The organism is Pseudomonas sp. BCA17, assembly GCF_004519405.1.
In the GTDB taxonomy this organism is placed as follows: Bacteria; Pseudomonadota; Gammaproteobacteria; order Pseudomonadales; family Pseudomonadaceae; genus Aquipseudomonas.
In genome coordinates, this window is the sequence record NZ_SGWI01000006.1 from 135974 (window position 1) to 158547 (window position 22574).

The 22574-nt window shown below is 60.1% G+C and carries 17 protein-coding genes; 10 read left to right on the plus strand and 7 right to left on the minus strand.

Translation table 11 applies throughout. From position 1 onward, the window contains the following. Window positions 1–12 precede the first annotated feature (12 nt). Complete coding sequence (locus tag EXW71_RS21405; RefSeq protein ID WP_134660791.1) at window positions 13–1257, plus strand: acyl-CoA dehydrogenase family protein; 1245 nt, start codon at window positions 13–15, stop codon at window positions 1255–1257. A gap of 77 nt (window positions 1258–1334) precedes the next feature. Here the strand turns inward: EXW71_RS21405 and EXW71_RS21410 are convergent, their stop codons facing one another. The 4 genes from EXW71_RS21410 to EXW71_RS21425 all read right to left on the minus strand — a co-directional run bounded on the left by EXW71_RS21410 (window position 1335) and on the right by EXW71_RS21425 (window position 5027). After that, the gene (locus tag EXW71_RS21410) at window positions 1335–2120 is read right to left on the minus strand and encodes a sulfite exporter TauE/SafE family protein (RefSeq protein WP_134660792.1); all 786 of its coding nucleotides are present in this window, start codon (window positions 2118–2120) and stop codon (window positions 1335–1337) included. 91 nt (window positions 2121–2211) lie between these two features. Next, on the minus strand, window positions 2212–2982 hold the full coding sequence (locus tag EXW71_RS21415) for a class I SAM-dependent methyltransferase (RefSeq protein WP_134660793.1): 771 nt from the start codon (window positions 2980–2982) through the stop codon (window positions 2212–2214). 35 nt (window positions 2983–3017) lie between these two features. After that, window positions 3018–4322 carry an ATP-binding protein gene (locus EXW71_RS21420; protein ID WP_134660794.1) on the minus strand — a complete coding sequence of 435 codons (1305 nt, stop codon included), beginning with the start codon at window positions 4320–4322 and terminating at the stop codon, window positions 3018–3020. A 3-nt stretch (window positions 4323–4325) separates the two neighbouring features. Continuing rightward, window positions 4326–5027, minus strand: a complete 702-nt coding sequence (locus tag EXW71_RS21425) for a response regulator transcription factor (RefSeq protein ID WP_123718817.1) — start codon at window positions 5025–5027, stop codon at window positions 4326–4328. 289 nt (window positions 5028–5316) lie between these two features. Between EXW71_RS21425 and EXW71_RS21430 the strand changes: the two genes are divergently transcribed. The 4 genes from EXW71_RS21430 to EXW71_RS21445 all read left to right on the plus strand — a co-directional run bounded on the left by EXW71_RS21430 (window position 5317) and on the right by EXW71_RS21445 (window position 11083). After that, on the plus strand, window positions 5317–6471 hold the full coding sequence (locus tag EXW71_RS21430; protein WP_134660795.1) for an efflux RND transporter periplasmic adaptor subunit: 1155 nt from the start codon (window positions 5317–5319) through the stop codon (window positions 6469–6471). Between the two features lie 6 nt (window positions 6472–6477). Then, window positions 6478–9576 (plus strand): efflux RND transporter permease subunit, encoded by a 3099-nt coding sequence (locus tag EXW71_RS21435; protein WP_134660796.1) that lies wholly within the window; start codon window positions 6478–6480, stop codon window positions 9574–9576. 138 nt (window positions 9577–9714) lie between these two features. Beyond that, on the plus strand, window positions 9715–10356 hold the full coding sequence (locus tag EXW71_RS21440; protein WP_134660797.1) for a DUF1345 domain-containing protein: 642 nt from the start codon (window positions 9715–9717) through the stop codon (window positions 10354–10356). 265 nt (window positions 10357–10621) lie between these two features. Next, on the plus strand, window positions 10622–11083 hold the full coding sequence (locus EXW71_RS21445; protein ID WP_134660798.1) for a hypothetical protein: 462 nt from the start codon (window positions 10622–10624) through the stop codon (window positions 11081–11083). Between the two features lie 64 nt (window positions 11084–11147). On the opposite strand, the gene EXW71_RS21450 is transcribed toward EXW71_RS21445, so the two are convergent. The 3 genes from EXW71_RS21450 to EXW71_RS21460 form a co-directional block, all read right to left on the minus strand. Continuing rightward, window positions 11148–13412, minus strand: a complete 2265-nt coding sequence (locus EXW71_RS21450; protein ID WP_134660799.1) for an autotransporter outer membrane beta-barrel domain-containing protein — start codon at window positions 13410–13412, stop codon at window positions 11148–11150. 280 nt (window positions 13413–13692) lie between these two features. Continuing rightward, entirely contained in the window at window positions 13693–15696 is a 2004-nt protein-coding gene (locus EXW71_RS21455) for a hypothetical protein (protein WP_134660800.1), read from the minus strand. A gap of 130 nt (window positions 15697–15826) precedes the next feature. Then, a complete protein-coding gene (locus EXW71_RS21460) occupies window positions 15827–17074 on the minus strand; it encodes a hypothetical protein (RefSeq protein ID WP_134660801.1) in 1248 nt (415 codons plus the stop codon). A 261-nt stretch (window positions 17075–17335) separates the two neighbouring features. Here EXW71_RS21460 and EXW71_RS21465 point away from each other — a divergent pair, with 261 nt between their 5' ends. The 5 genes from EXW71_RS21465 to EXW71_RS21485 all read left to right on the plus strand — a co-directional run bounded on the left by EXW71_RS21465 (window position 17336) and on the right by EXW71_RS21485 (window position 22467). Then, window positions 17336–18349 carry a LacI family DNA-binding transcriptional regulator gene (locus EXW71_RS21465; RefSeq protein WP_134660802.1) on the plus strand — a complete coding sequence of 338 codons (1014 nt, stop codon included), beginning with the start codon at window positions 17336–17338 and terminating at the stop codon, window positions 18347–18349. A 44-nt stretch (window positions 18350–18393) separates the two neighbouring features. After that, complete coding sequence (locus EXW71_RS21470; protein ID WP_134660803.1) at window positions 18394–19176, plus strand: sugar phosphate isomerase/epimerase; 783 nt, start codon at window positions 18394–18396, stop codon at window positions 19174–19176. After that, window positions 19169–20113 carry a sugar kinase gene (locus EXW71_RS21475; RefSeq protein ID WP_134660804.1) on the plus strand — a complete coding sequence of 315 codons (945 nt, stop codon included), beginning with the start codon at window positions 19169–19171 and terminating at the stop codon, window positions 20111–20113. The genes EXW71_RS21470 and EXW71_RS21475 overlap by 8 nt, the downstream gene beginning before the upstream one ends. Window positions 20114–20200: 87 nt before the next feature. Further along, window positions 20201–21493 (plus strand): MFS transporter, encoded by a 1293-nt coding sequence (locus tag EXW71_RS21480; protein WP_134660805.1) that lies wholly within the window; start codon window positions 20201–20203, stop codon window positions 21491–21493. Then, window positions 21490–22467 carry an NAD(P)-dependent oxidoreductase gene (locus tag EXW71_RS21485; protein WP_134660806.1) on the plus strand — a complete coding sequence of 326 codons (978 nt, stop codon included), beginning with the start codon at window positions 21490–21492 and terminating at the stop codon, window positions 22465–22467. Before EXW71_RS21480 ends, EXW71_RS21485 begins: the two co-directional genes overlap by 4 nt. Window positions 22468–22574: the final 107 nt, after the last annotated feature.

A 22574-nucleotide genomic window follows, 5' to 3' on the forward strand; every position in this document is an offset into this window, starting at 1 on the left:
GGAGCTGTCCCCATGACTGAGCAACACATCATCAACCCGCTGTCCGTCGGCGTCGACTACCCCACCTTGGCCGCGCGTTTCCGGCCGATTTTCCAGCGTATCGCCGAAGGCGCGGTTGAGCGCGAACACACTCGCACCCTGCCCTATGAGCCGATCCGCTGGCTCAAGCAAGCTGGCTTCGGCGCCGTGCGCGTACCGGTGGAATACGGCGGTGGCGGCGCCTCCTTGCCGCAGTTGTTTGAGTTGCTGATCGAACTGGCCGCCGCCGATTCGAATGTGCCCCAGGCCCTGCGCGGGCATTTTGCCTTTGCGGAAGATCGCTTGAACGCCACACCGAGTGCCGGTCGCGACCTGTGGTTCAAGCGTTTTGTCGACGGTGACATCGTCGGTTGCGCCTGGACGGAAATCGGCAATGTGGCGATCGGTGATGTGGTCACTCAGGTCAGCCCCGACGGTGACAAGTGGAGGCTCAACGGTGAAAAGTTCTACAGCACCGGCAGCATTTTCTCGGACTGGATCGACGTGTACGCCCAACGCAGCGACACCGGCGCCGATGTGATCGCCGCCACCCGCACGCAGCAGCCGGGCGTGGTGCAAAGCGATGACTGGGACGGCTTCGGCCAGCGCACCACCGGCAGCGGCACCACGCGGTTCAGCGATGCGGTGGTGGAAGCCGACAATGTCATCGACTTTTCCACCCGCTTCAAATACCAGACGGCGTTCTATCAGCTTGTCCTGTTAGCCAGCCTGGCCGGGATCGGCCAAGCGGCGCTGGATGACGTGGCCCATCAGGTGCGCAGCCGCAAGCGAATCTACAGCCACGGCAATGCGGATCATGTCAGCCAGGATGCGCAGGTTCAGCAAGTGGTGGGTGAAGTCGCGGCGCTGGTATACGCCGCCAGGGCCAGCGCCTTGAAAGCCGCGGTACCGGCCCAACGGGCGTACCTGGCGCGATTTGCGGGAGACGAAGTGGCCGAGCGTGAAGCCAACGTGGCGGCGGAGATTGAATCGGCGACGGCACAGGTGGTGGTGTCGACATTGATCCAGCGTGCCACCACCGAGCTGTTCAACGCGCTGGGCGCGTCGGACGTACGCCAGGGCAAGGCCCTCGACCGGCATTGGCGCAATGCGCGCACCGTGTCGTCCCACAACCCGGTGATCTACAAGGCGCGCATCGTCGGCGATTGGGTGATCAATGGCACGGAGCCGCCGTTCGTGTGGCAAATCGGCAATGGCCCGGCCAAGGCTAACGGCTGAGTGCAGTCAAAACACACTGTGGGGGAAGCGTGCGACGATTCGACGGGCTCCCTCCCACATGGGTGTGGGCTGTTTTTTTAAAAGGCCAGCTTGTAGCCGATGCTCATCAACATGATCGCCAGGCAGGGGCGCAGCACGCCGTCGGGGACTTTGCCGGTCATGTGGCTGCCCAGGTAAATGCCCGGCAGCGAGCCCATCAGCAGGAAGCCCAGCAGGTGCCAGTCCATGTTGCCCATGCTGGCGTGGCCCAGGCCCGCCACCAGGGTCAGCGGCACGGCGTGGGCGATCTCGGTGCCGACCAGACGCCGCGTGGCCAGGAATGGGTAGAGGATGAACAGCGCAACGGTGCCGAGGGCGCCGGCGCCGATGGAGGTCAGGGCAACCATGGTGCCGAGGATGGCGCCGGTCACCACCGTCAGCACGTTCAGGTTGCGCGGGCTCATGTGGTAGTCGTCGCCCGCATGGCGCTGGGCGAAGGCCAACAGGCTTTTCTTGAACAGAATCGCCAGGGCGGTCAGCAACAGCACCACGCCGAGGGCCTGTTTGATCACCGCGTTCATCCCACTGGGGTCGGTGTGCAGGCTGGCGAGAAACCACAGGGTCAGCAGCACGGCCGGCACGCTGCCCAGGGTCAGCCAGCCGGTGATGGTCCAGTCGATATTCCTGTTCTTGCTGTGTACCAGCACACCACCGGATTTGGTAATGGCGGCGTACAACAGGTCGGTACCCACGGCCGTCGCCGGGTTGATGCCGAACCACAGCAGGATCGGCGTCATCAGCGAACCACCGCCCACACCGGTCATGCCAACGATAAAACCTACAATCAGGCCAGCAACGACAAACCCCACATTACCCACATCCATTACAGCTACCTGTGACCTTATAAATTTCTGGCGGCAGGATAGCGATTTTTCTTATAACGACTTATACCAATATGATCTGACTTTATGCCTTTTAGCTTAGCCGGAGGCATCGATAGGCTTGGGTCTGGTACGGGAAAGCGACGGTATCGCGCCCTTGCAAGGCCGGGTGCGTATCGATCAGCGCCTGCAACTGGGCGGTGACCTTGGCCTTTTCTGCATCGGGCAGCGCAGCGATGAAGCTCACCGACAGAAAGCGGTCCATGATCACTTCCTGCGGGCTGCCCACATGCTGATAGGGAAAACAGGTGACTTCGGGTGCGGAAAAATACTCGCCGGTGAACGCTTCGCGCCAACGCCCGGTATGAAAGCGCGGTGTGTCACCCTCGTAGGGCGTGATGATTGCGGTAATCGCGGCGACCCAGTCCACCGACTCATCGCGCACATTCCACACCAGCCCCAGGCGCCCTCCGGGCTTGAGCACACGGTGGATCTGCGCCAGCGCCACTTGCGTCGAGAACCAATGAAACGCCTGGGCACAAACCACGACGTCGGCAGTGGCGGCCCCCAGCGGGATGGATTCGGCGGTGCCTTCCAGCAGGCGCACATCGGGCAACACCTTGGCCAGCTGCGCCGCCATGGCCTGGACCGGCTCGACGGCGATCAGCGCCGGCGTCAGGGTGCTGAGCAAGCGTGTGAACTTGCCAGTGCCGGCGCCCAGGTCGATCACCGTCGACTGTGCCTCAACACCTAACGCCTCGGCGAGCCAGCCGAGGAGTTGCGGCGGGTAGTCGGGGCGACCCTGGGCGTAAGTGACAGCCTGGGTAGAAAAGCCCTGCAGGGCAGACGCGTGAACATCGGTCATTATCCAGCGCTCCTCAGTCGGATCGGGGAGCCTGATTATGCGCCTGCCGCCGGCAACCACAACCGGAACCGTGCACCGCCCAACGGTGACGCCAACGCAGTCAACGTACCGCCCTGGGCCTCGGCCGCGCGCCGACTGATGGCCAACCCCAGACCGAAGCCGCCGGTAGCACGATCGCGGCTGCGGTCCAGGCGGTAGAACGGCTCGAAAATGCGCTCGCGCTGGTCCAGCGGGATGCCGATACCGTCGTCATCCACACAGATTTCACAGCCCTTGGGGCACACCTTGACGCCGACCTGGATGCGCTTGTCGCAGTAACGCGTGGCGTTGCGCAACAGGTTCTGCAAAGCCCGGGCGGTCAGGCGCGGGTCGAGGACGAAACGCTCGACAGCGCAGTCCAGCGCCACGTCGATGACAATCTCGGGGTTTTCCATTTCGTCGTCGACACTGCCCAATACGCTGTCGATGAACTCGTCGAGCACCACGTCCACCCGTTCGGGCAGTTGTGCCGGGTTTTGCAGGCGACTGTAGGAAAGCAACTCCAGCACCAGGTCATCCAGCTCGCGTATGTGCGCCACCAGGCTTTGCAAGCGCTCGCGGCTGGCCTGGGGCAAGTCTTCGGACAACGCCAGCGCCAGGCCGAAATCCAGGCGCGTAAGCGGCGTGCGCAGTTCGTGGGAGACCGCATTGAGCAGGTCGCGCTGCTGGTTAAGCAGGTGTTCGATGTCATCGGCCATGGTATCGAACACCGACGCCAGGCTGCCGATGTTGGAACTGGGCGGAATGCGCGTACGCTCGCTGAGGTTGCCCTGGCCCAAGTGCGCAGCCGTGGTTTTCAGGCGCTCCAGGTCACGCCAGTGCGGGCGCAACCATACCAGCAGGCAGGCCAGCAGCGCGGCGCCGATCAACACATTCATCGACCAGTACAACAGGTTCATGTCCAGCGGGTCGGGCGGAACGATCAGCTTGACCACGAATTGCTGGTTGATCGGTGAACTGACGTCCGCTACCCACCCCCACTCCCCCAGGCGGATCACCGGCTTGCCCTGCTCGAGCAGCTTTTCTTCTTCGGGCGTATAGCTGGCGTCCTGGCGCAGCAGCAATTGCACCTTGAGCGGGGCAAAGTCTCGGCCAAGCTGCTCGGTGACCTGCGACCAGCGCTCCACCGGCGTCCGCAGGTATTGCTTGACGATGAGTGTTTGCTGACCACGGGTCTGTTCGACGTTGTAGTCCATGTAACGATGTTCGAACAGCTGGATGACCAGCTTGGGAATCAGGAAGATCGCCGCGCTGTAAGTAATGATGGTGATCAGGTAGAGGCGAATCAGCACACGGAACATGAATCAGCATTCCCACTCGGAACGGCTGAACAGATAACCCTTGCCCCACACCGTCTTGATCTTGCGCGCCTCGCCGGCATGGTCGTCGAACTTGCGCCGCAGCTTGGAGATGGCCACATCCACCGAGCGGTCGGTGCCGTTGAATTCGATACCGCGCAGGCGTTGCAGGATCTGGTCGCGGCTTAGCACTTCGCCAGCATGCCGGGCCAGCACCACCAGCAGGTTGTATTCACCGCTGGACAGTTCCACGGGTTGCTCACGCCAGGTCACCGTGCGTTCGGACAGGTCGATGCACAGGTTGCCCATGACGATCTGGTCGTTGGCCATCTGAGGTTCGGACAGGCTGCTGCGGCGCAACAAGGTGCGGACACGGGCAAGCAGCACACGCGGCTCGCAGGGTTTGGTGACGTAATCGTCGGCGCCCATTTCCAGGCCCAGCACCTGATCGTGGCTGTCATCGCGGGCGGTCAGCATCAGGATCGGCAGGCCCGCCGAGTCGGCCCGCAGCAGACGGCACACTTGCAGACCGTCGAGGCCGGGCAGCATCAGGTCGAGGATCACCAGGTCCGGCGGGTTGAGGCGCGCACGTTCGCGCACGTGGTCGCCACGACTGAGCACACTGACGTGGTAGCCATTGCGTTCCAGATAGCTGGCAATCAGCTCCGAGAGTGCGGCGTCGTCTTCCACCAGGAGGATGTTGGGCATAAAGGTGTTTCCAGAAAATACAGTGATGGGTCGTACACAAATCCAATGTGGGAAGGGGCTTGCCGCCGATAGCGGTGGGTCAGTGAAGAGCATTTCAACCGATACACCGCTATCGGCGGCAAGCGCCCTCCCACATTGGATCTCCAGTGTCGGCAAGGTTGTGCAAGGATATACGCCCTCGGCGCCCAGCGCGCCGCACCTTACATTTATTCACACACACGCTACACAGCTTCACAGCACCCCGGCGCAGGTGACTTTAGGATGCAGCCGTCATTATTGGGATATGAGCATGTCGAAGAATCTGTTTGCGCCGTTTTGCCTGCTGGCCTTGACGCTGGCCCTTGGCGCTTGCGGCAAGTCGGCCGACGAAGCGCCGGAAATGCCATTGGCCAAAGTCCGCACCGAAACCCTGCAGGCCAAGCCCCTCTCCATTACCAGCGAGTTGAGCGGGCGCATCGCCGCGCCGCGGATTGCCGAGGTGCGCGCGCGTGTGGCCGGCGTGGTGATGCAACGGGTGTTCAAGGAAGGTCACGACGTCAAGCAAGGTGACGTGCTGTTTCGCATTGACCCGGCGCCGTTCAAGGCCGACCTGGACAGTGCCCAGGCCAACCTGGGCAAAGCCGAGGCCAATGCGTTCCAGGCCCGTTTGCAGGAACAGCGCTATAGCCAGTTGGTCGACAGCAACGCCATCAGCGCCCAGGACTACGACAACGCCCGCGCCAACTTGCGCCAGACCAATGCCGAAGTCGCCGCCAACAAGGCGGCCGTGGAGCGCGCCAAGCTGAACCTGGGCTACGCCACCGTGACTGCGCCGATTTCCGGGCGCATTGGCCGCGCCCTGGTGACCGAAGGCGCGCTGGTCGGCCAGAACGAAGCCACGCCGCTGGCAGTCATCCAGCAACTGGACCCGATCCACGCAGACCTCACCCAGTCCACCCGTGAGCTGAACGACCTGCGTCGCGCCTTCCGTGCCGGCAGTTTGAAGCAGGTCGGCCAGGACCAGGCCAAGGCCACGCTGATCCAGGATGACGGCAGCCTGTACCCGCTGCCGGGCAAATTACTGTTTGCCGAAATCAGCGTCGACCCGGGCACCGGGCAGATCATCCTGCGCAGTGAGTTCCCCAACCCGGACCTCGACCTGCTGCCGGGCAGCTTTGTGCGGGTGCGCCTGGAGCAGGCCGTCGACAAGCAAGGCATCAGCGTGCCGCAACGCGCCATTACCCGTGACAGTGCCGGCGTACCGATGGTGCTGCTGTTGGATGCCGAGCAGAAAGTCAGCCAGCAACCGGTGGAGTTGGGTGCCGTGATCGAGGACCGCTGGATCGTCAGCAGCGGCCTCAAGCCCGGCGACCGCATCATCGTCGAAGGGCTGCAACACGCGCGCCCCGGTGAAAAAGTCGAAGTGGATGACAGCCCTGCCTCGGGCCATCTCGTAAAGGAATAACCCGCCATGCCGCAGTTCTTTATTGACCGCCCGATCTTCGCCTGGGTGGTCGCCCTGTTTATCCTGCTGGCCGGCGCACTCGCCATTCCGCAGTTGCCGGTGGCGCAGTACCCGAACGTCGCACCGCCGAAGGTGGAAATCTACGCGGTGTACCCGGGCGCCTCGGCCCAGACCCTGGATCAGAGTGTGGTCAGCCTGATCGAGCAAGAGCTCAACGGCGCCGATCACTTGTTGTACTTCGAATCCCAGAGCAGCCTGGGCTCGGCCACCATCACCGCGACGTTCCAGCCGGGCACCAACCCGGAAATGGCCCAGGTGGACGTGCAGAACCGTCTCAAGGCGGTGGAGCCGCGCCTGCCGCAGGCGGTCACTCAGCAAGGCTTGCAGGTGGAGAAAGTCTCCGCCGGCTTCCTGCTGCTGGTGACACTGACGTCCAACGACGGCAAGCTCGACGACGTGGCGCTCAGCGATTACCTGGCGCGCAACGTGATGAACGAACTCAAGCGCCTGGACGGTGTGGGCAAGGCCCAGCTGTACGGTGCCGAACGTGCCATGCGAATCTGGATCGACCCGCAGAAGCTGATCGGCTTCAACCTCACGCCGGCCGACGTCAACGCCGCGATCAGCGCGCAGAACGCCCAGGTCTCGGCGGGCAGCATTGGTGACTTGCCGGGAACCAACACCCAGGAAATCACCGCGGCGATTCTGGTCAAGGGCCAACTGTCGACGCCGGCCGAGTTTGCCGACATCGTGCTTAAAGCCAACCCGGACGGCTCCACCGTGCGCATCGGTGACGTGGCGCGGGTGGAAATCGGCAGCCAGGAATACCAGTTTTCCACCCGCCTGAACGGCAAGCCGTCCACGGCCGTCAGTGTGCAGTTGTCGCCGGGGGCCAACGCGCTGAACACCGCGACCCTGGTGCGGGCGAAGATGGACGAACTGTCGCGTTACTTCCCGGCCAATGTGGAATACAAGATCCCGTACGACACCTCGCCGTTCGTCAAGGTCTCGATCACTAAAGTGGTCTACACCTTGCTCGAAGCCATGGCGCTGGTGTTTGCGGTGATGTTCCTGTTCCTGCAGAACGTGCGCTACACCTTGATCCCGACACTGGTGGTGCCGGTCGCCTTGATGGGCACCTTCGCGACGATGCTGTTGCTGGGGTTCTCGATCAACGTGCTGACCATGTTCGGCATGGTGCTGGCGATCGGCATCCTGGTGGACGATGCGATTGTGGTGGTGGAGAACGTCGAGCGCATCATGGCCACCGAAGGCCTGTCACCCAAGGAGGCGACGCGCAAGGCGATGGGCCAGATCACGGGCGCCATTGTCGGTATCACCCTGGTGCTGGTGGCGGTGTTCCTGCCGATGGCGTTCATGCCGGGTTCGGTGGGGGTGATCTATCAGCAGTTCTCGCTGTCGATGGCCACCTCGATCCTGTTCTCGGCGTTTCTTGCCCTGACCTTGACGCCCGCCTTGTGCGCGACCCTGCTCAAGCCAGTCGCCAAGGGCGAACACCATGCCAAGGGCGGTTTCTTCGGCTGGTTCAACACGCGTTTCGAGCGCCTCACGGACCGCTACGAAGGCTGGGTGGCCTACGCACTCAAACGCAGCGGCCGCTATATGCTGATCTACCTGGTGTTGCTGGTGGGCCTGGGGTGGATGTTCAGCCGCCTGCCCTCCTCGTTCCTGCCGGTGGAAGACCAAGGCTACACCATCACCGATATCCAGTTGCCACCGGGTGCGAGCAAGAACCGCACGGTGCAGGTGGCCGAGCAGATCGAAGCACACAACGCCGAGGAGCCGGGGGTGGGTGATACCACCATGATCATGGGCTTCAGTTTCTCCGGTTCCGGGCAAAACGCTGCGCTGGCGTTTACGACGCTCAAGGACTGGTCGGAACGTGGCAGCGATGACTCTGCCGCATCGATTGCCGAGCGCGCCAACATGGCCTTCACCGAGCTCAAGGACGCCATCGCCTACGCGATCCTGCCGCCACCGGTAGACGGCCTGGGCACCTCCAGCGGTTTCGAATTCCGCCTGCAGGACCGTGGTGGCGTCGGCCATGCCGGGTTGATGGCGGCACGCACCGAACTGCTGGCGGCGGCCGAAAAAAGCCCGATCCTGGCCAACGTGCGCGAAAGCGCCCTGGCCGAGGCGCCCCAGGTGCAGCTTCAAGTGGACCGCAAGCAGGCCAACGCCCTGGGCGTTTCGTTTGCCGACATCGGCAACGTACTGTCCTCGGCCATCGGCTCGGCTTACATCAACGACTTCCCCAACCAAGGCCGCATGCAGCGGGTGGTGGTGCAGGCCGAAGGCGACCAACGCAGCCAGGTGGCGGACTTGATGAAGATCAACGTACGCAACAACGCCGGGAAGATGGTGCCATTGTCGGCCTTCGTCGAAGCCAAGTGGACCCAGGGCCCGGCGCAGTTGACGCGTTACAACGGCTACCCGGCCATCGCCATCAGCGGTGAGGCGGCGCCCGGTCACAGTACCGGCGAAGCCATGGAGGAGATCCAGCGCCTGGTCAGTCAATTGCCGGCGGGCCTGGGCCAGGAATGGACAGGCCTGTCGTTACAGGAGCGCCTGTCCGGCTCCCAGGCACCGCTGCTGCTCGGCCTGTCGTTGCTGATCGTGTTCCTATGCCTGGCGGCGTTGTATGAAAGCTGGTCGATCCCGGCCTCGGTGTTGCTGGTGGTGCCGCTGGGTGTGCTCGGCGCGGTACTGGCCGTGTCCTTGCGTGGCATGCCCAACGATGTGTTCTTCAAAGTGGGCCTGATCACCATCATCGGCTTGTCGGCGAAGAACGCGATCCTGATCATCGAGTTCGCCAAAGAGCTGTACGAGCAAGGCGAAGATCTGATCGACGCAACCTTGAAGGCAGCGCGATTGCGCTTGCGGCCGATCATCATGACGTCGCTGGCGTTCATCCTCGGCGTGGTGCCGTTGGCGATTGCCACGGGGGCAAGTTCGGCCAGCCAGCAGGCGATCGGTACCGGAGTGATCGGCGGGATGATCACGGCGACACTGGCGGTGGTGTTTGTGCCGGTGTTCTTTGTGGTGGTCATGAAGGGGGTGGGAAAGAGCAGCGGCAAGCTATAAGCGGCAAGCTTCAAGCTTCGAGCGGCACGCAAAAACAGACTTGTTTCTAACTTGTCGCTTGCAGCTTGAAGCTTTGAAGCTTGAAGCTTACAGCCCTACAACCTATCGTGCTCCCCTCTCCCCCCATTCGTGAGCGCCATGCCCTTCCTCGCCCGCACCCATCCTCGCCTCTCCGCCGCCGCTGTGCTGGGCATTGTCGTAGGCGTCCTGGCACCGTCCAACACCCTTCTGGGCAAAATCCTCATCGGCTGGAACGCCGGCGTTTGGGCCTATCTGGTACTGATGCTGTGGCTGACCATCCGCGCGAAGGCCCCGGATGTCCAACGCATTGCCGAGATTGAGGATGAAAACGCCGGCCTGGTGCTGTTCATGGTGTGCATTGCGGCCATTGCCAGCCTCGCCGCCATTACCTTCGAGCTGATCGGCAGTAAAGGCCTGGCCCCCACCGAACGTCTGTTGCATTACGGCTTCACCGGATTGACGGTCGTTGGTTCGTGGCTGTTGATCGGCGTGATTTTCAGCGTGCACTATGCCCGCCTCTACTACACCTGGAACGGTAAGGAGCCGGCGCTGCGCTTTGCCGAAGGGCTGCTTACGCCGAACTATTGGGACTTCCTGTATTTCTCGTTCACCATCGGCGTGGCGGTGCAGACGTCCGATGTGGGCGTGGCCACGCGCAGCCTGCGCAAAGTGGTACTGGGGCAGTCGTTGATCGGGTTTCTGTTCAATACGGCAATTCTGGGGTTCTCGATCAATATCGCGGCCGGGCTGTTCGGCTGACACCGCACCCGCCTTTTAGACGCTGAGCTGGACTGGGCCGAGTATCACCACCTGAACTTGCCGGAAGTTGTGTGAGTTAGTACTTAAACGAATTAAAAATGTGTACTTAGACTGTTTGAACTGTCGAGGAACGCTCATACATTACGGTCTACGTATACTGTTATTTCTGACAGTTTACAGGTTGGACGCTCTGCTATTACATGCTTCAGACAGAGCCGCTGATGCCTCTGTGACTCGCACAACCACCCGCGATGGAGAAGCGATCATGACCGTACAAGCGCAAATTTTAACTCCCGAGCAGCAGAAGGCATTGGGCCCCAAACGAATCAATGCGTCAGGTACCTTCAATGCACGTATCGATTCCGTTCCCGTTAATTTTCAGACCACCACCCTATCTCGCAATCACGAACAGGCTGTCTTCAGAGTCAATGCCCGGCACGCCGATAACTCGGTCACCATCAAAGAACTATTTATCCAGGTGCCCGAAAGCGTTGAAGTGGGCAAGGTCATCAAATTGGAGGAACAGGAATTTACAGACTTTGAAGTCTGGTACTCGGTAAAATCTCCCACGGCGCACTATACGGTCAGTGGCATTAAAGGCGATTTGATCATCATGGGGCTGGCCCCAGGTGAAATTAAAATCAGAGGTACATTGCATGCAACTACCGATGACGATGCCAACGGGAATTCACATTGGGTCGAAGTCGATTTCGACCTGACCAGTTGATGGGTTATGCCACATGCAAAAACGCCCGTATCTCTCGATACGGGCGTTTTTGCATAGCGCGCAATTACCAGGTGTAACGAACACCCACATTGGCGCCCCAAGGCTGCTCAACCTTACCGCCGCTGCTGTGCTCAAGATCGGCATGCAATTGAAGGTTCTGCGACAGCTTCACCGCCACACCCGCACCGAATTCTGCTCGGGAACCGGACAGATCATTGTTGAACACATTGTTATTGACCGAAACCTTATTGTTATTGGCAAACTCATGCACCATCGCTGCCCGCAAATAAGGCTGTAGCACACTGCCGCTGTCGAGCTGGATGTCACGCCCCACGGTCGCACCGGCCTTGGCCAGGATCGAGCGGGTACGCTCGCCCTTGGCTTGCAGACCGTTATCCAGGCTGTAACTGCCGCCCTGGATGACCACGGTGGACATCTGCGCATACGGCTCGACGAAGAATCCATCGTCCAACTTGATGTTGCGACCGACCTCCGCCGACAAACCGCCACCGGTGTTGTTGTACTTGCCTTTGGACGAAGTACCGTCACTGAGACCAACCTTGGACTCGTTATGGAACCGGTTGACCTTGGCGACCGCATCGAAATACAGGCCGCTCTCCTCGTCCAACCACGTCGCGTAGGCACCCAGGTAGTAGCTCTTCACGTTACCGGAGGTGCCGCGCTTGAGGTCCAGGTCCGAGGTGCTGTGACCCGCCATTACCCCTACCAGCCACTGGCTGTCGGCCAACGGCGTATCGGCCCCCAAGGTAAAGCCCTGTTGGTTCTGGCTATAACCGACACCCGTGCTGTCGGCCACTTTGTACTTATTGCCATAACCCCGGATCCACACCCCCGCTTGACCCGGCTCGAAACGCAACTCACCCATACGTGTACGCAGTGAAGTCGCCTCACCGTACCATACGGTCGGTGCGGTATTGAACAGAGCCAGTACCGAGCGAGTACCTGGGCTTATCACGCGGTTGTTCGGGTCAAGGAACCAGTCAGTGCCTTCCTTTTTCAGGCCGTAGGAGTAAGCACCTACGTCGACCACATCACCGACCAGGGAAAACTGCGCATCGCCCCCGCCGGTATGCACAATGCGAATATCCTCCGGATTGACCGGCTCCGCACCACTTGCCGCGAGCAACAGGTGGTGATTGCCTTTGGCCTCACCTTCGATGTTCAGGAAGTCCGTGACGCCACGCGCGAAATCGGTGCCCATGACGAAGGTGCCGTTGCCGTCGAGGCTGTCCAGATCCAGCTGATAGAACGCGTCGGTGTCACCAAACTTCACCGTACCGCCCGCCAGGCTCAATGCGCCTACCTGACTGTCGCCCGTGAGTTCCCAAAAAGACTGGTCGCCGATATCCAGGCGGGTGACATTCTGCAACAGCCCGGTCAGGCTGGCGTGGTTCTGCAGCTTCAAATTTGCGCTGCTGCCGTCCTCGACAATGACGTTACCGTTCAATCGACTGTTGTCGACATTCATGCTCGCCGTGGCGCCGCCGTTAACTTCCAGCAACGTGCCGTTACCACCGATCAAAGTAGAGCCATTACGCACATCAATTTCCGCTCGCGGGGTCGAACCATGCTCACCATTAACCACGATGGCGGAACCGCTGCGGCCCTCGACGCTGGAATTATCCAGCACCAGTTTACCCACGCCGCCTTCGTCATAGTCATCGGTGAACAACACACCGTTCTTGCCGCCGATGATTCGGCTTTGGCTGGCAGTGACCGTTGCCCCGTCGACAAACACACCAAAACTGTCGGCGCCGGTACCTTCAACCAATGTATTTTGACTGAAATGCAGTTCACTATTGCCCGCCGCCATCGCCCCGCCGATATGACCACGAATGGTGCTGTTGAATACCTCGGCAATGCCCCCTTTTTCGGAGTCGAAACTCTGGAACGCTTGCAAGCCTACTGTGGTATGGCTAGTGATGTTGCTGTCCTGAATGAGAGCATTGCTGTCATCCAGGCGCACTGCGCCGAACACGGCATGAGACGAATCGACGGTAGCGCCGTTCAGGCTGACGGACGATCCCTGGGTGGCACGGATGTCGTCAATAAGGCTGCCAGCATTGACAATCAACGCCGAATCGTTGACCAGGATATGCTGTGCCCGGGCACCATTAACGGTCAGCTCGGACTTCATATCCAGTTGCCAGTCATTGGGTAGTTCACCGACCTCAATGGTTTTTGACTCACCAATCAGTTGAACAGCGTGTGCGCTCGATTGAAAAGCGGCAAACACAAGAAAAGTAATAGTTGGAACTTTCATCATCTTGCTCAAGGGCTTGAGCTCGAAGTTGGTTAACACGGACATAGGTTTTCACTCTCTGGGCTGGAGCCTTTGAAACGGTTTGGCTCGTTCCCTCGGAATGGAGCCTTACCTGTGCGGTGCAGAGATTACTGAGTGAACTTACCCAAGGATGTAGGATTAATCTGAACAGGATGTAGCGATAGGCAATACATCGCTCCGAATATATGACGATCAAGGTGTACCTGCGAACCAGGCTTATAGAAAGCATATTTTCAATTGCCAACTACCGGATACGCCAAAGGGAAGCGACGCTTCCCTTTGACGGTTCCAACGAACAGCCCGCTTAAGGTCTCACGATAGTCGTACCATCGCAGAAGGTCTCCGGATTGGAAAATACCGAGAAAACCCCAGCCAGTTCACTGTTACCGGTCGCTCCGCTGCTCACCACTGTGCTGTAGGTCACTTCGCAAGGCCCAAACGGAGACTGCTTAAGGAATGCACCGTAAGGAATTTCAAAGATAAAACCATTATCCACATCAGACTGGCTCAACGATGGATGGGTAAAGTCTTGCGTGAATGGACCCGGTGGAAAGCCAAAGGCCTCGCTCGAAATAGTCACGGTTATCGTCACATCGTTATTGAGCACCAGCCGTGGGTCTGCAGGAATGAAAAGTTCGGCAAAAAGCGGCGGCGGGGCCCCAGGGCCACGACTTTGCAAGGACACGCAGCTCCATTCACCATTGACATCAAGGTGCCGGAATTGAGCAGCTTGCAATATCACGGTCACTGCATCGATCACGTCGACGTCGGTAACACCCGACGGGTTTTCATTAGTGGTGCCGGGCCCGGTGACAACGTAGCTGACCGGCTGCGTGCCATTACCATGTCTAGCCACTACGTCCCACGGGATGTCGAACGTCGCATCCGCTCCGGGTGTCAAGGTACTGAGGTTAAAAGGCCCGACTCGTTCTTTCGCGACGCCCCAGAACAGGAAAAATCTGTTGCCCGCATGGGGCGCCGCTGCAACGGTCCAGAGCGGAATCACAATCGTGACAGGTTTATCCGCGTCGACGATGCGCAGGGTGTTCAACTCGGGATTCGAAATAGCGCCATATACCTGCGCCAGTTGCAGTTCAGGGTTCACATCCCCCGGCTCAAGGGTGCCAGGAAGAACCGGGCCTTCCACCGACAAGTCAAGTCGCACGGTTTTGTCGGGAGAGTTAAAGAAAATACCATTTCGGTCAATACGATAGCGCACGATCACAGTCTGCGGCCCCAGTGTTGCTGTATAGGCGGCCTTGATCGCGTTATTCATACTACTGAAGATAACGTCAAAAGCACTAAGCTCAGGCGTTTGCGGGCCATATGGCTCCGTACCCCATTGCAATTCGAACTTGTCCAGCCCTATTGCATGATCAAGGTACTCTTCAATATGAACGTCAATACCTTGCTTATAATCCGCAATATCGAGCAGGTCATCGGTACTGCCGTCGCGCGGGGCGGGCGCCAATGGAATGAAGACTGCCAATGGCTTGGGATCGTCAAGCAATGCAACGGTGCGAGAATCATTGAACGAAGGGCGGCTGACGTTACCGGCCCGATCACGGATGGTGTAGAAAAGATAGAAAAAACCACCCACAAGTATCTGGGCGGCCGGCAGGAAGAAAGTGCCCCCCGTAGGCAGCATCGGTATCCCTAGCGGATCGCTGACCAAATGCTCGGGACGCGGGTCCATTACCGGGCTGAAGTAGACAAAAAACCTGTCCCCTGCTTCGAATTGCCCCGGCTGAGAGGGATAAGTGTTCGGTGGAATGCCGATCTCCAGGCCACCTTCGCTTATGAGGAACGCATTGTTGATCACGGTGCCCGGCGGCGCGTTGACAAAGACCGGAACAGTCGGTTGCTCACGGGATGACTCGACGGCATAAGGCGCAATAGTATCGACCCGAAATGCACCCGGGTTGGAGCTGTCGAAGGGGGCTCCCGGTATACCCGCTTGATTACGGTACTGGGTATTTCTGAGCTCGAAAAAACCATGTTTGAATTGGGGCAGCGGAGCGGGAACGAACCTGTTGATAATGGACGGAACCGGTGGGGTAATGGCGGTTAGTTGATAGGGCGCTACAAAGGTGACCCACGTGGGCGGAAGCGCACTAAGATCGCGAATCTCGATGCTCATCCAATCGGTGTTCCTTGTCGCCTGCCCCGTCGTTAATTGCACGTTAATGCCAACCGGTGCAACCGGTGCTGGAATAAGGCCGGTTGCATCATCCAACGCTTCGACGATCGTAGGCGCAGCGAGAACCAAAGGCGCAGGTGCAGTAGTCGAACCACGTTTTCTACTCATTTCAGTCTCTCCTTGGTGTTTTAAACAGACACACTCGCTCCCGTCGATGGCATTCAGCCAACCACGCTAACTCGAAAAAACATTCATCAGAGCGATGTAGCCCAACATTCATGCGGTGGGATGACTCGGCTCAAGGCTCGGGGCCATTACCGTTAATCCAGCAGTAGATGGGGTCGGGCGGCGGTGGCGACGTCAGCACCACACGGTCGAACTGCACGAACCTGGAGGCGGAGCGGCCAATGATGGCCCCCGCTCTGGACACTAAATAGCTGGCCTCTCCACCTGCGTTCTCTTTCAATGGGCGGATCAGACGCTCCACATCACGGATCCAGAAGTTGAAGCCGGCTGCATCCCCTGTCGCGTCCCAATAATGCTCAAGGGTTTCCACAATGTTGGGGTCTGGATTGACATCAGGGTATCGGCCGTACCCTTGAAACCGCAGCGTGATCAAATCCCCATCACGGATGTTCGAATCAGGGGGGATGTGCACCTCGACCCCGAACCAAATCGGCGGTTGAGTGCTGCAGGTCAAATACCGGTTAGGGTGAGACTCGGACTGGGGAAAACGGGGGCGTGTGTACATGATGGGAGGCAGGTCGACTTGCAGCCCAACCCGCGCCACCTGTGAAAATTCCGGGTTCACATTTCCGGCACGATCCTCCAGGCGATAAAAACAGAACAGAAAGAGAGCACCCGGGAACCTGCGGAACACGTCATTGGGCACCTCTACAAAAATGCGGCCATTGGCACTGGTCAGCGGTGGCGAGGTCAGTGTCGGCAAGCCCGTTGGCAGCATATTCAGGTCAGAAAAATACATATGCACTCTGTCACCGGCCTCACGCCCTCGATAGCCAGGAGGGATTTCCATGGGCACCAGGGGATTGTTGTCCAGGTAGGTTTGAGTCACCGGGTCGATCGGGAAAATCGCAGGAGGAAGAAACGCGCCAGCACCAGGGGCATCGCGGTCGATTCTGATAGTCACCGTTTCAGAGGTATCGACGCTGGGACTATCTGGCCGGGTGTTATGGATCCGATACCTGAGGTCAACGACGGCGCTGCTCAGTAGAAAGGCCTGAGGAATCGTCAGCGATATAGGAAAATCGGCATCCGTCAGTGGGCCACGCAGTTCGAAGGGGGGGGTATCGACGGGTCTGGCCCCTTGGACAGCCCACTCAAAAATCACATATTGGAACCTTCCCGTACCGGGTAAAACCGCCCAAGGGATCTCAAGCGAAACCTTCAAATCGTCGAAATAAAATCTAGCGGGGATCAACCCATCCGGTAGTGCGTCGACGACTTTTGGCTCATCCAGCACGAGGATACCGCCAGGGCCCGAAGGACCATTCGCATTCGGCTGGGTTGTATTGGAATTGGTCATCGAAACCTCCCGCAGCTCAATCACTCTCGACGCGCCTTTTTCTCTAAAAAATCAGACTGCCCAGGCGCTGTTGGTGCAATTGAACACCTCCTTTACGCCGGCGGATACTGTCAGATTTCACAGGTAGCGGCGCCATTCGTCCGCTTTTCAGCGTCTAACGACAGGATGCTTTCACCAAGAAATTCTTGACGAGGCCGGTTGACTCGTGTTTTCTGAAACCGGTTTCAGTGAAACACCAAATCCAATAAGAAAGGTTCTACCGTGACTTCATTTTCTGCCGCCCAGCGCAGCCGCGTGACCATGCTCGACGTCGCCGAGCGTGCCGGTGTGTCCAAGGCCAGCGTGTCGCGCTTTATCGGCGATGACCGTGCCCTGCTCTCCGACGCCATAGCCTTGCGCATCGAACAAGCCATCGAAGCACTCGGCTATCGTCCCAACCAGATGGCCCGTGGCCTGAAACGTGGCCGTACACGCCTGATCGGCATGTTGGTGGCGGATATTCGCAACCCCTATTCGATTGCCGTGATGCATGGCGTCGAAACCGCCTGCCGCCAGCATGGTTACAGCCTGGTGGTGTGCAACACCGACCGCGATGACGAGCAGGAGCGCCAGCACCTGGCGGCGCTGCGTTCGTACAACATCGAAGGGCTGATCGTGAACACCCTCGGCCATCACCTCGACCAATTGCTGGAGCTGCAACGGGAGATGCCCCTGGTGCTGGTGGACCGCAAGGTCGAGCCGCTGCACAGCGACCTGGTGGGGTTGGACAACCCGGCGGCAGTGCACATGGCACTGGAGCACCTGCAACAGCAGGGCTACCGCGATGTGTTGCTGGTGAGTGAAGCCGCCGACGGCACCAGCTCGCGCCTGGAACGCCAGGCCAGTTTCAACGCCGAGATCGACCGCCGTCCGGGGTTGACCGGCAAGGTGCTGGAACTCGATGACGCGCTGGAAAAAACCCTCCAGGCCTTCCTTGCCAAACCTGGCCCCAAGGCGCTGTTCTGCGCCAACGGCGTCGCTGCGTTGGCCTGCACCCGCGCGCTCAAGACACTGGGTTGCAACCTGTTCGACGACGTCGGCCTGATCGCCCTGGATGACCTGGACTGGTATCCGCTGGTGGGTAGCGGCATCACCGCGCTGGCGCAACCGACCGAGGCGATCGGCGCCAGTGCGTTTGACTGTTTGCTCAAACGATTACGTGGCGATACGCAGCCGACACGCACGCTCGACTTCCTGCCTGAACTGATCGTGCGTGGTTCCACGCAGCGGACCTAAAATTTTTTGCACAAAAATGAAACCGGTTTCAGAGGTACACAACAATGCATAAATACCCCGTATCCATCAGCCTCTCCAGCTACGGCGCCGACCTGGTGCGCAAAAACGGCCAATTGAGTTTTGTCGAGTTGCTCGCCGCCGCGGGTGCCCAGCGCATCGAATGGCGTGAGGAGCTTTTGACCCACGAGCAACCGGGCGAACTGGCCCAAGCGGCGGCGCAACATCATCTGGAATCGGTGTTTTCATCGCCCATGGAATTGTGGGTTGCCGGGCGCGCCCAACCCAACGCCGAACTGGCGGCGACCCTGGACCGTGCCCAAGCCTTTGGTTCGGGTTGGTTGAAGGTTTCCCTGGGTTACTTCACCGACACCAACGACCTGCAGAGCCTGCATGCGCTGCTCAGCCGTCACCCGGTCAAGCTGTTGGTGGAAAACGACCAGACCTTGCACGGTGGGCGTATCGAACCGATGCAACGCTTCTTCAGCGAAGTGGAACGCCTGGGCCTGCCGGTCAAGATGACCTTCGATATCGGCAACTGGCAGTGGCAGGACCAATCCGCCCTGACCGCCGCACGCCTGCTCGGCCGGCACGTGGACTACCTGCACTGCAAAGCCGTGGCCCGCCGCCAGGATGGCAAGCTCGTCGCACTGCCGCCCAGCGCCACCGATCTGCATTTGTGGGAACAACTGCTCAAGCACATGACCCAAGGTATTACCCGGGCCGTGGAATTCCCGCTGCAAGGCGATGACCTGATCCAAGTCACCGCCGGGCAGGTCGCCGCCCTCGCCACCCTTGGCCAGCCCCGCCTGGAGAATGCTCATGTCTGAGATCGATATCCTCTCGTTTGGTGAAACCATGGCGATGTTCGTCGCCGAACAGACTGGCGACCTGGCGCAGGTGGCGCAGTTTCACAAGCGTATTGCCGGGGCCGACAGTAATGTCGCCATCGGCCTGTCGCGCCTGGGGTTCAACGTGGCCTGGCTGAGCCGGGTGGGCAATGATTCCCTGGGCCGCTTTGTGCTCGACGCCCTGAAAAATGAAGGTCTGGACTGCCGCCATGTAGCGGTCGACCCGCTGCATCCGACCGGTTTTCAGCTCAAGTCCCGTGAAGAAAACGGCGCCGATCCTCAGGTCGAGTACTTTCGCAAAGGCTCGGCGGCCAGCCATTTATCCATCGCGGCCCTCAGCCCCGCGCTGCTTCAAGCCCGTCACCTGCATGCCACCGGCATTCCCGCGGCCTTGTCCGACGCCACCCGGGAGCTGTCCCGCGAGTTGATGACGCAAATGCGCAAGGCCGGGCGCAGCGTGTCGTTCGACCCCAACCTGCGCCCATCGCTATGGCCCAGCCAGCAGCAGATGATCCGCGAGATCAACGCCCTCGCCGCCTTGGCCGACTGGGTATTGCCGGGCCTGAGCGAAGGCCGGTTGCTCACCGGCTTCGACGACCCGGCCGATATTGCCGCGTTCTACCTCGACCAGGGCGCCGAGGCCGTGGCCATCAAGCTGGGGCCTGACGGTGCTTACTATCGGACCCGGCTGGACGAAGGTTTCGTCGCCGCCGTTCCAGTGGAAAAAGTGGTGGATACCGTCGGTGCCGGCGATGGCTTCGCCGTCGGCATGGTCAGTGCCCTGCTGGAAAACCTCAGCTTCCCCGAGGCCGTGCGGCGCGGTAACTGGATCGGCAGCCGTGCCGTGCAGAGCCGTGGCGATATGGAAGGCTTGCCGCTCAGGGCAGACCTGCCCCCGGTACAGAAAGCGAGTTGACCAAACGGCTGCTGCGCAGCCCGGCGCGGGACAAACCCGCTTACTACAACCTGTTGCCACAACTACAACAAGCTCAGGAGCAACACCATGGATACCGTGAAACTCGCCACCCGCCGCTGGTGGTACATCATGCCCATCGTTTTTATCACCTACAGCCTGGCCTACCTGGACCGCGCCAACTATGGCTTCGCCGCCGCCTCCGGGATGGCCGAAGACCTGATGATCACCCCGGGCATGTCCTCGCTGCTGGGTGCGCTGTTCTTCCTGGGCTACTTTTTCTTCCAGGTGCCGGGCGCGATCTATGCCCAGAAGCGCAGCGTCAAAAAGCTGATCTTTGTCAGCCTGATCTTCTGGGGTGGCCTGGCGACCCTGACGGGCGTGGTGTCCAACGCCTATATGCTGATCGCCATTCGCTTCATGCTCGGTGTGGTTGAAGCGGCCGTAATGCCGGCCATGCTGGTGTACCTGTGCCACTGGTTCACCCGTGCCGAACGCTCCCGCGCCAATACCTTCCTGATCCTCGGCAACCCGGTGACCATGCTGTGGATGTCGGTGGTCTCAGGCTATCTGGTGCAACACTTCAGCTGGCGCTGGATGTTCATCGTCGAAGGCTTGCCGGCGGTGGTCTGGGCGTTTATCTGGTGGCGCCTGGCCGATGAGCGTCCCAAGGATGCCAAATGGCTCAGCGGCAGCGAGAAACAGAGCCTGGAAACCGCCCTGGCCGCCGAACAGGTGGGTATCAAGGCGGTGAAGAACTACGGCGAGGCTTTCCGTTCGCCCAAAGTGATCGTACTGGCCCTGCAATTTTTCTGTTGGAGCATCGGCGTGTACGGCTTTGTGTTGTGGCTGCCGTCGATCCTCAAGGCGGGATTGAAGATGGACATGGTCGAGGCTGGCTGGTTGTCCGCCCTGCCCTATCTGGCGGCGGTAATCGGCATGCTGGTGGTGTCCTGGGGGTCGGACAAATTGCAAAAGCGTAAGCGCTTTGTGTGGCCGCCCCTGCTGATTGCTTCCATCGCGTTCTACGGTTCCTACGCGCTCGGCGCCGAACATTTCTGGTGGTCCTACACCTTGCTGGTGATCGCCGGGGCCTGCATGTACGCGCCGTACGGTCCGTTCTTCGCCATCGTCCCGGAGATCCTGCCGGCCAACGTCGCCGGCGGCGCTATGGCGCTGATCAACAGCATGGGTGCCCTCGGTTCGTTCGGTGGCTCGTACCTAGTGGGCTACCTCAACAGCAGCACCGGCTCGCCCGGCGCCTCGTACCTGCTGATGAGCGGCGCCTTGCTGCTGTCGGTGGTGCTGACCATTTTCCTCAAGCCCGGCGCCAGTGATCGCGCACGGGCGCCAACCCTGGAGTTGAAGGTAAAAACCTTATGAAAAAGTCTGTCGTGTTGTACAAAAAGCTCTCCGCACCGCTGATGGCGCGCCTGCATGAACAGGCCGACGTCACGCTGATCGACGCGCTGGACGCTATCGGCCTGGCCAAACTGCGCGACGCGCTGCCTGCCGCCCATGGCCTGCTGGGCGCCAGCCTGCGCCTGGACGCCACGCTGCTGGATCTGGCGCCCAACCTGGAAGCGGTGGCCAGCGTCTCGGTGGGTGTCGACAACTACGACATCGACTACCTGACCCAACGCGGCATCCTGCTCAGCAATACCCCGGACGTGCTCACCGAAACCACCGCCGATACTGGTTTTGCGCTGATCCTGGCCACCGCCCGCCGAGTGGTCGAACTGGCGGACATGGTGCGCGCCGGCCAGTGGAACAAGAACATCGGCCCGGCACACTTCGGTACTGACGTGCATGGCAAAACCCTCGGCATCATCGGCATGGGGCGTATCGGTGAAGCCCTGGCCCAGCGTGGGCACTTCGGTTTCGGCATGCCGGTGATCTACCACAGTCACTCGCCCAAGCCGCAGGTGGAGCAGCGCTTTGGTGCGCAATACCGCCCCTTGAACGACTTGCTGCAAGAGGCTGATTTTGTCTGCCTGACATTACCGCTGACGGCCGAAACCGAGAAGCTGATCGGCGCCGAAGCGTTTGCGCGGATGGGGCCGGAGACGATCTTCATCAACATCTCGCGGGGCAAGGTGGTGGACGAAGCTGCGTTGGTCGAAGCGTTACAACAGCGCACCATCCGAGCTGCGGGCCTGGATGTGTTCGAGCGTGAGCCGCTCAGTCACGAATCGCCGTTGTTGCGTTTGAACAACGTGGTCGCCACGCCGCATATCGGCTCGGCTACCCACGAGACGCGGGAAGCCATGGCCCAGTGTGCGGTGGATAATCTGTTGCAGGCTTTGGCCGGGCAAAAGCCAAAAAACCTGGTAAATCCAGCTGCCTGGAAACCGTAGCCCCTCACGTCGCACCGATAAATGTGGGAGGGGGCCTGCTCCCGATAGCGGGCCAGCTCATCCATGGCTGACACAAGACTATCGGGAGCCCCCTGGGTTGACTGCGT

What these genes read in the sequence shown, in the direction of transcription:
- EXW71_RS21440 (WP_134660797.1), top strand. Translation starts at nt 9,715, where the DNA reads ATGCCCTTCCTCGCCCGCACCCATCCTCGCCTCTCCGCCGCCGCTGTG.
- EXW71_RS21405 (WP_134660791.1), top strand. Translation starts at nt 13, where the DNA reads ATGACTGAGCAACACATCATCAACCCGCTGTCCGTCGGCGTCGACTAC.
- EXW71_RS21475 (WP_134660804.1), top strand. Translation starts at nt 19,169, where the DNA reads ATGTCTGAGATCGATATCCTCTCGTTTGGTGAAACCATGGCGATGTTC.
- EXW71_RS21460 (WP_134660801.1), bottom strand. Translation starts at nt 17,074, where the DNA reads ATGACCAATTCCAATACAACCCAGCCGAATGCGAATGGTCCTTCGGGC.
- EXW71_RS21425 (WP_123718817.1), bottom strand. Translation starts at nt 5,027, where the DNA reads ATGCCCAACATCCTCCTGGTGGAAGACGACGCCGCACTCTCGGAGCTG.
- EXW71_RS21450 (WP_134660799.1), bottom strand. Translation starts at nt 13,412, where the DNA reads ATGTCCGTGTTAACCAACTTCGAGCTCAAGCCCTTGAGCAAGATGATG.
- EXW71_RS21470 (WP_134660803.1), top strand. Translation starts at nt 18,394, where the DNA reads ATGCATAAATACCCCGTATCCATCAGCCTCTCCAGCTACGGCGCCGAC.
- EXW71_RS21480 (WP_134660805.1), top strand. Translation starts at nt 20,201, where the DNA reads ATGGATACCGTGAAACTCGCCACCCGCCGCTGGTGGTACATCATGCCC.
- EXW71_RS21410 (WP_134660792.1), bottom strand. Translation starts at nt 2,120, where the DNA reads ATGGATGTGGGTAATGTGGGGTTTGTCGTTGCTGGCCTGATTGTAGGT.
- EXW71_RS21420 (WP_134660794.1), bottom strand. Translation starts at nt 4,322, where the DNA reads ATGTTCCGTGTGCTGATTCGCCTCTACCTGATCACCATCATTACTTAC.
- EXW71_RS21430 (WP_134660795.1), top strand. Translation starts at nt 5,317, where the DNA reads ATGTCGAAGAATCTGTTTGCGCCGTTTTGCCTGCTGGCCTTGACGCTG.
- EXW71_RS21435 (WP_134660796.1), top strand. Translation starts at nt 6,478, where the DNA reads ATGCCGCAGTTCTTTATTGACCGCCCGATCTTCGCCTGGGTGGTCGCC.
- EXW71_RS21445 (WP_134660798.1), top strand. Translation starts at nt 10,622, where the DNA reads ATGACCGTACAAGCGCAAATTTTAACTCCCGAGCAGCAGAAGGCATTG.
- EXW71_RS21485 (WP_134660806.1), top strand. Translation starts at nt 21,490, where the DNA reads ATGAAAAAGTCTGTCGTGTTGTACAAAAAGCTCTCCGCACCGCTGATG.
- EXW71_RS21455 (WP_134660800.1), bottom strand. Translation starts at nt 15,696, where the DNA reads ATGAGTAGAAAACGTGGTTCGACTACTGCACCTGCGCCTTTGGTTCTC.
- EXW71_RS21415 (WP_134660793.1), bottom strand. Translation starts at nt 2,982, where the DNA reads ATGACCGATGTTCACGCGTCTGCCCTGCAGGGCTTTTCTACCCAGGCT.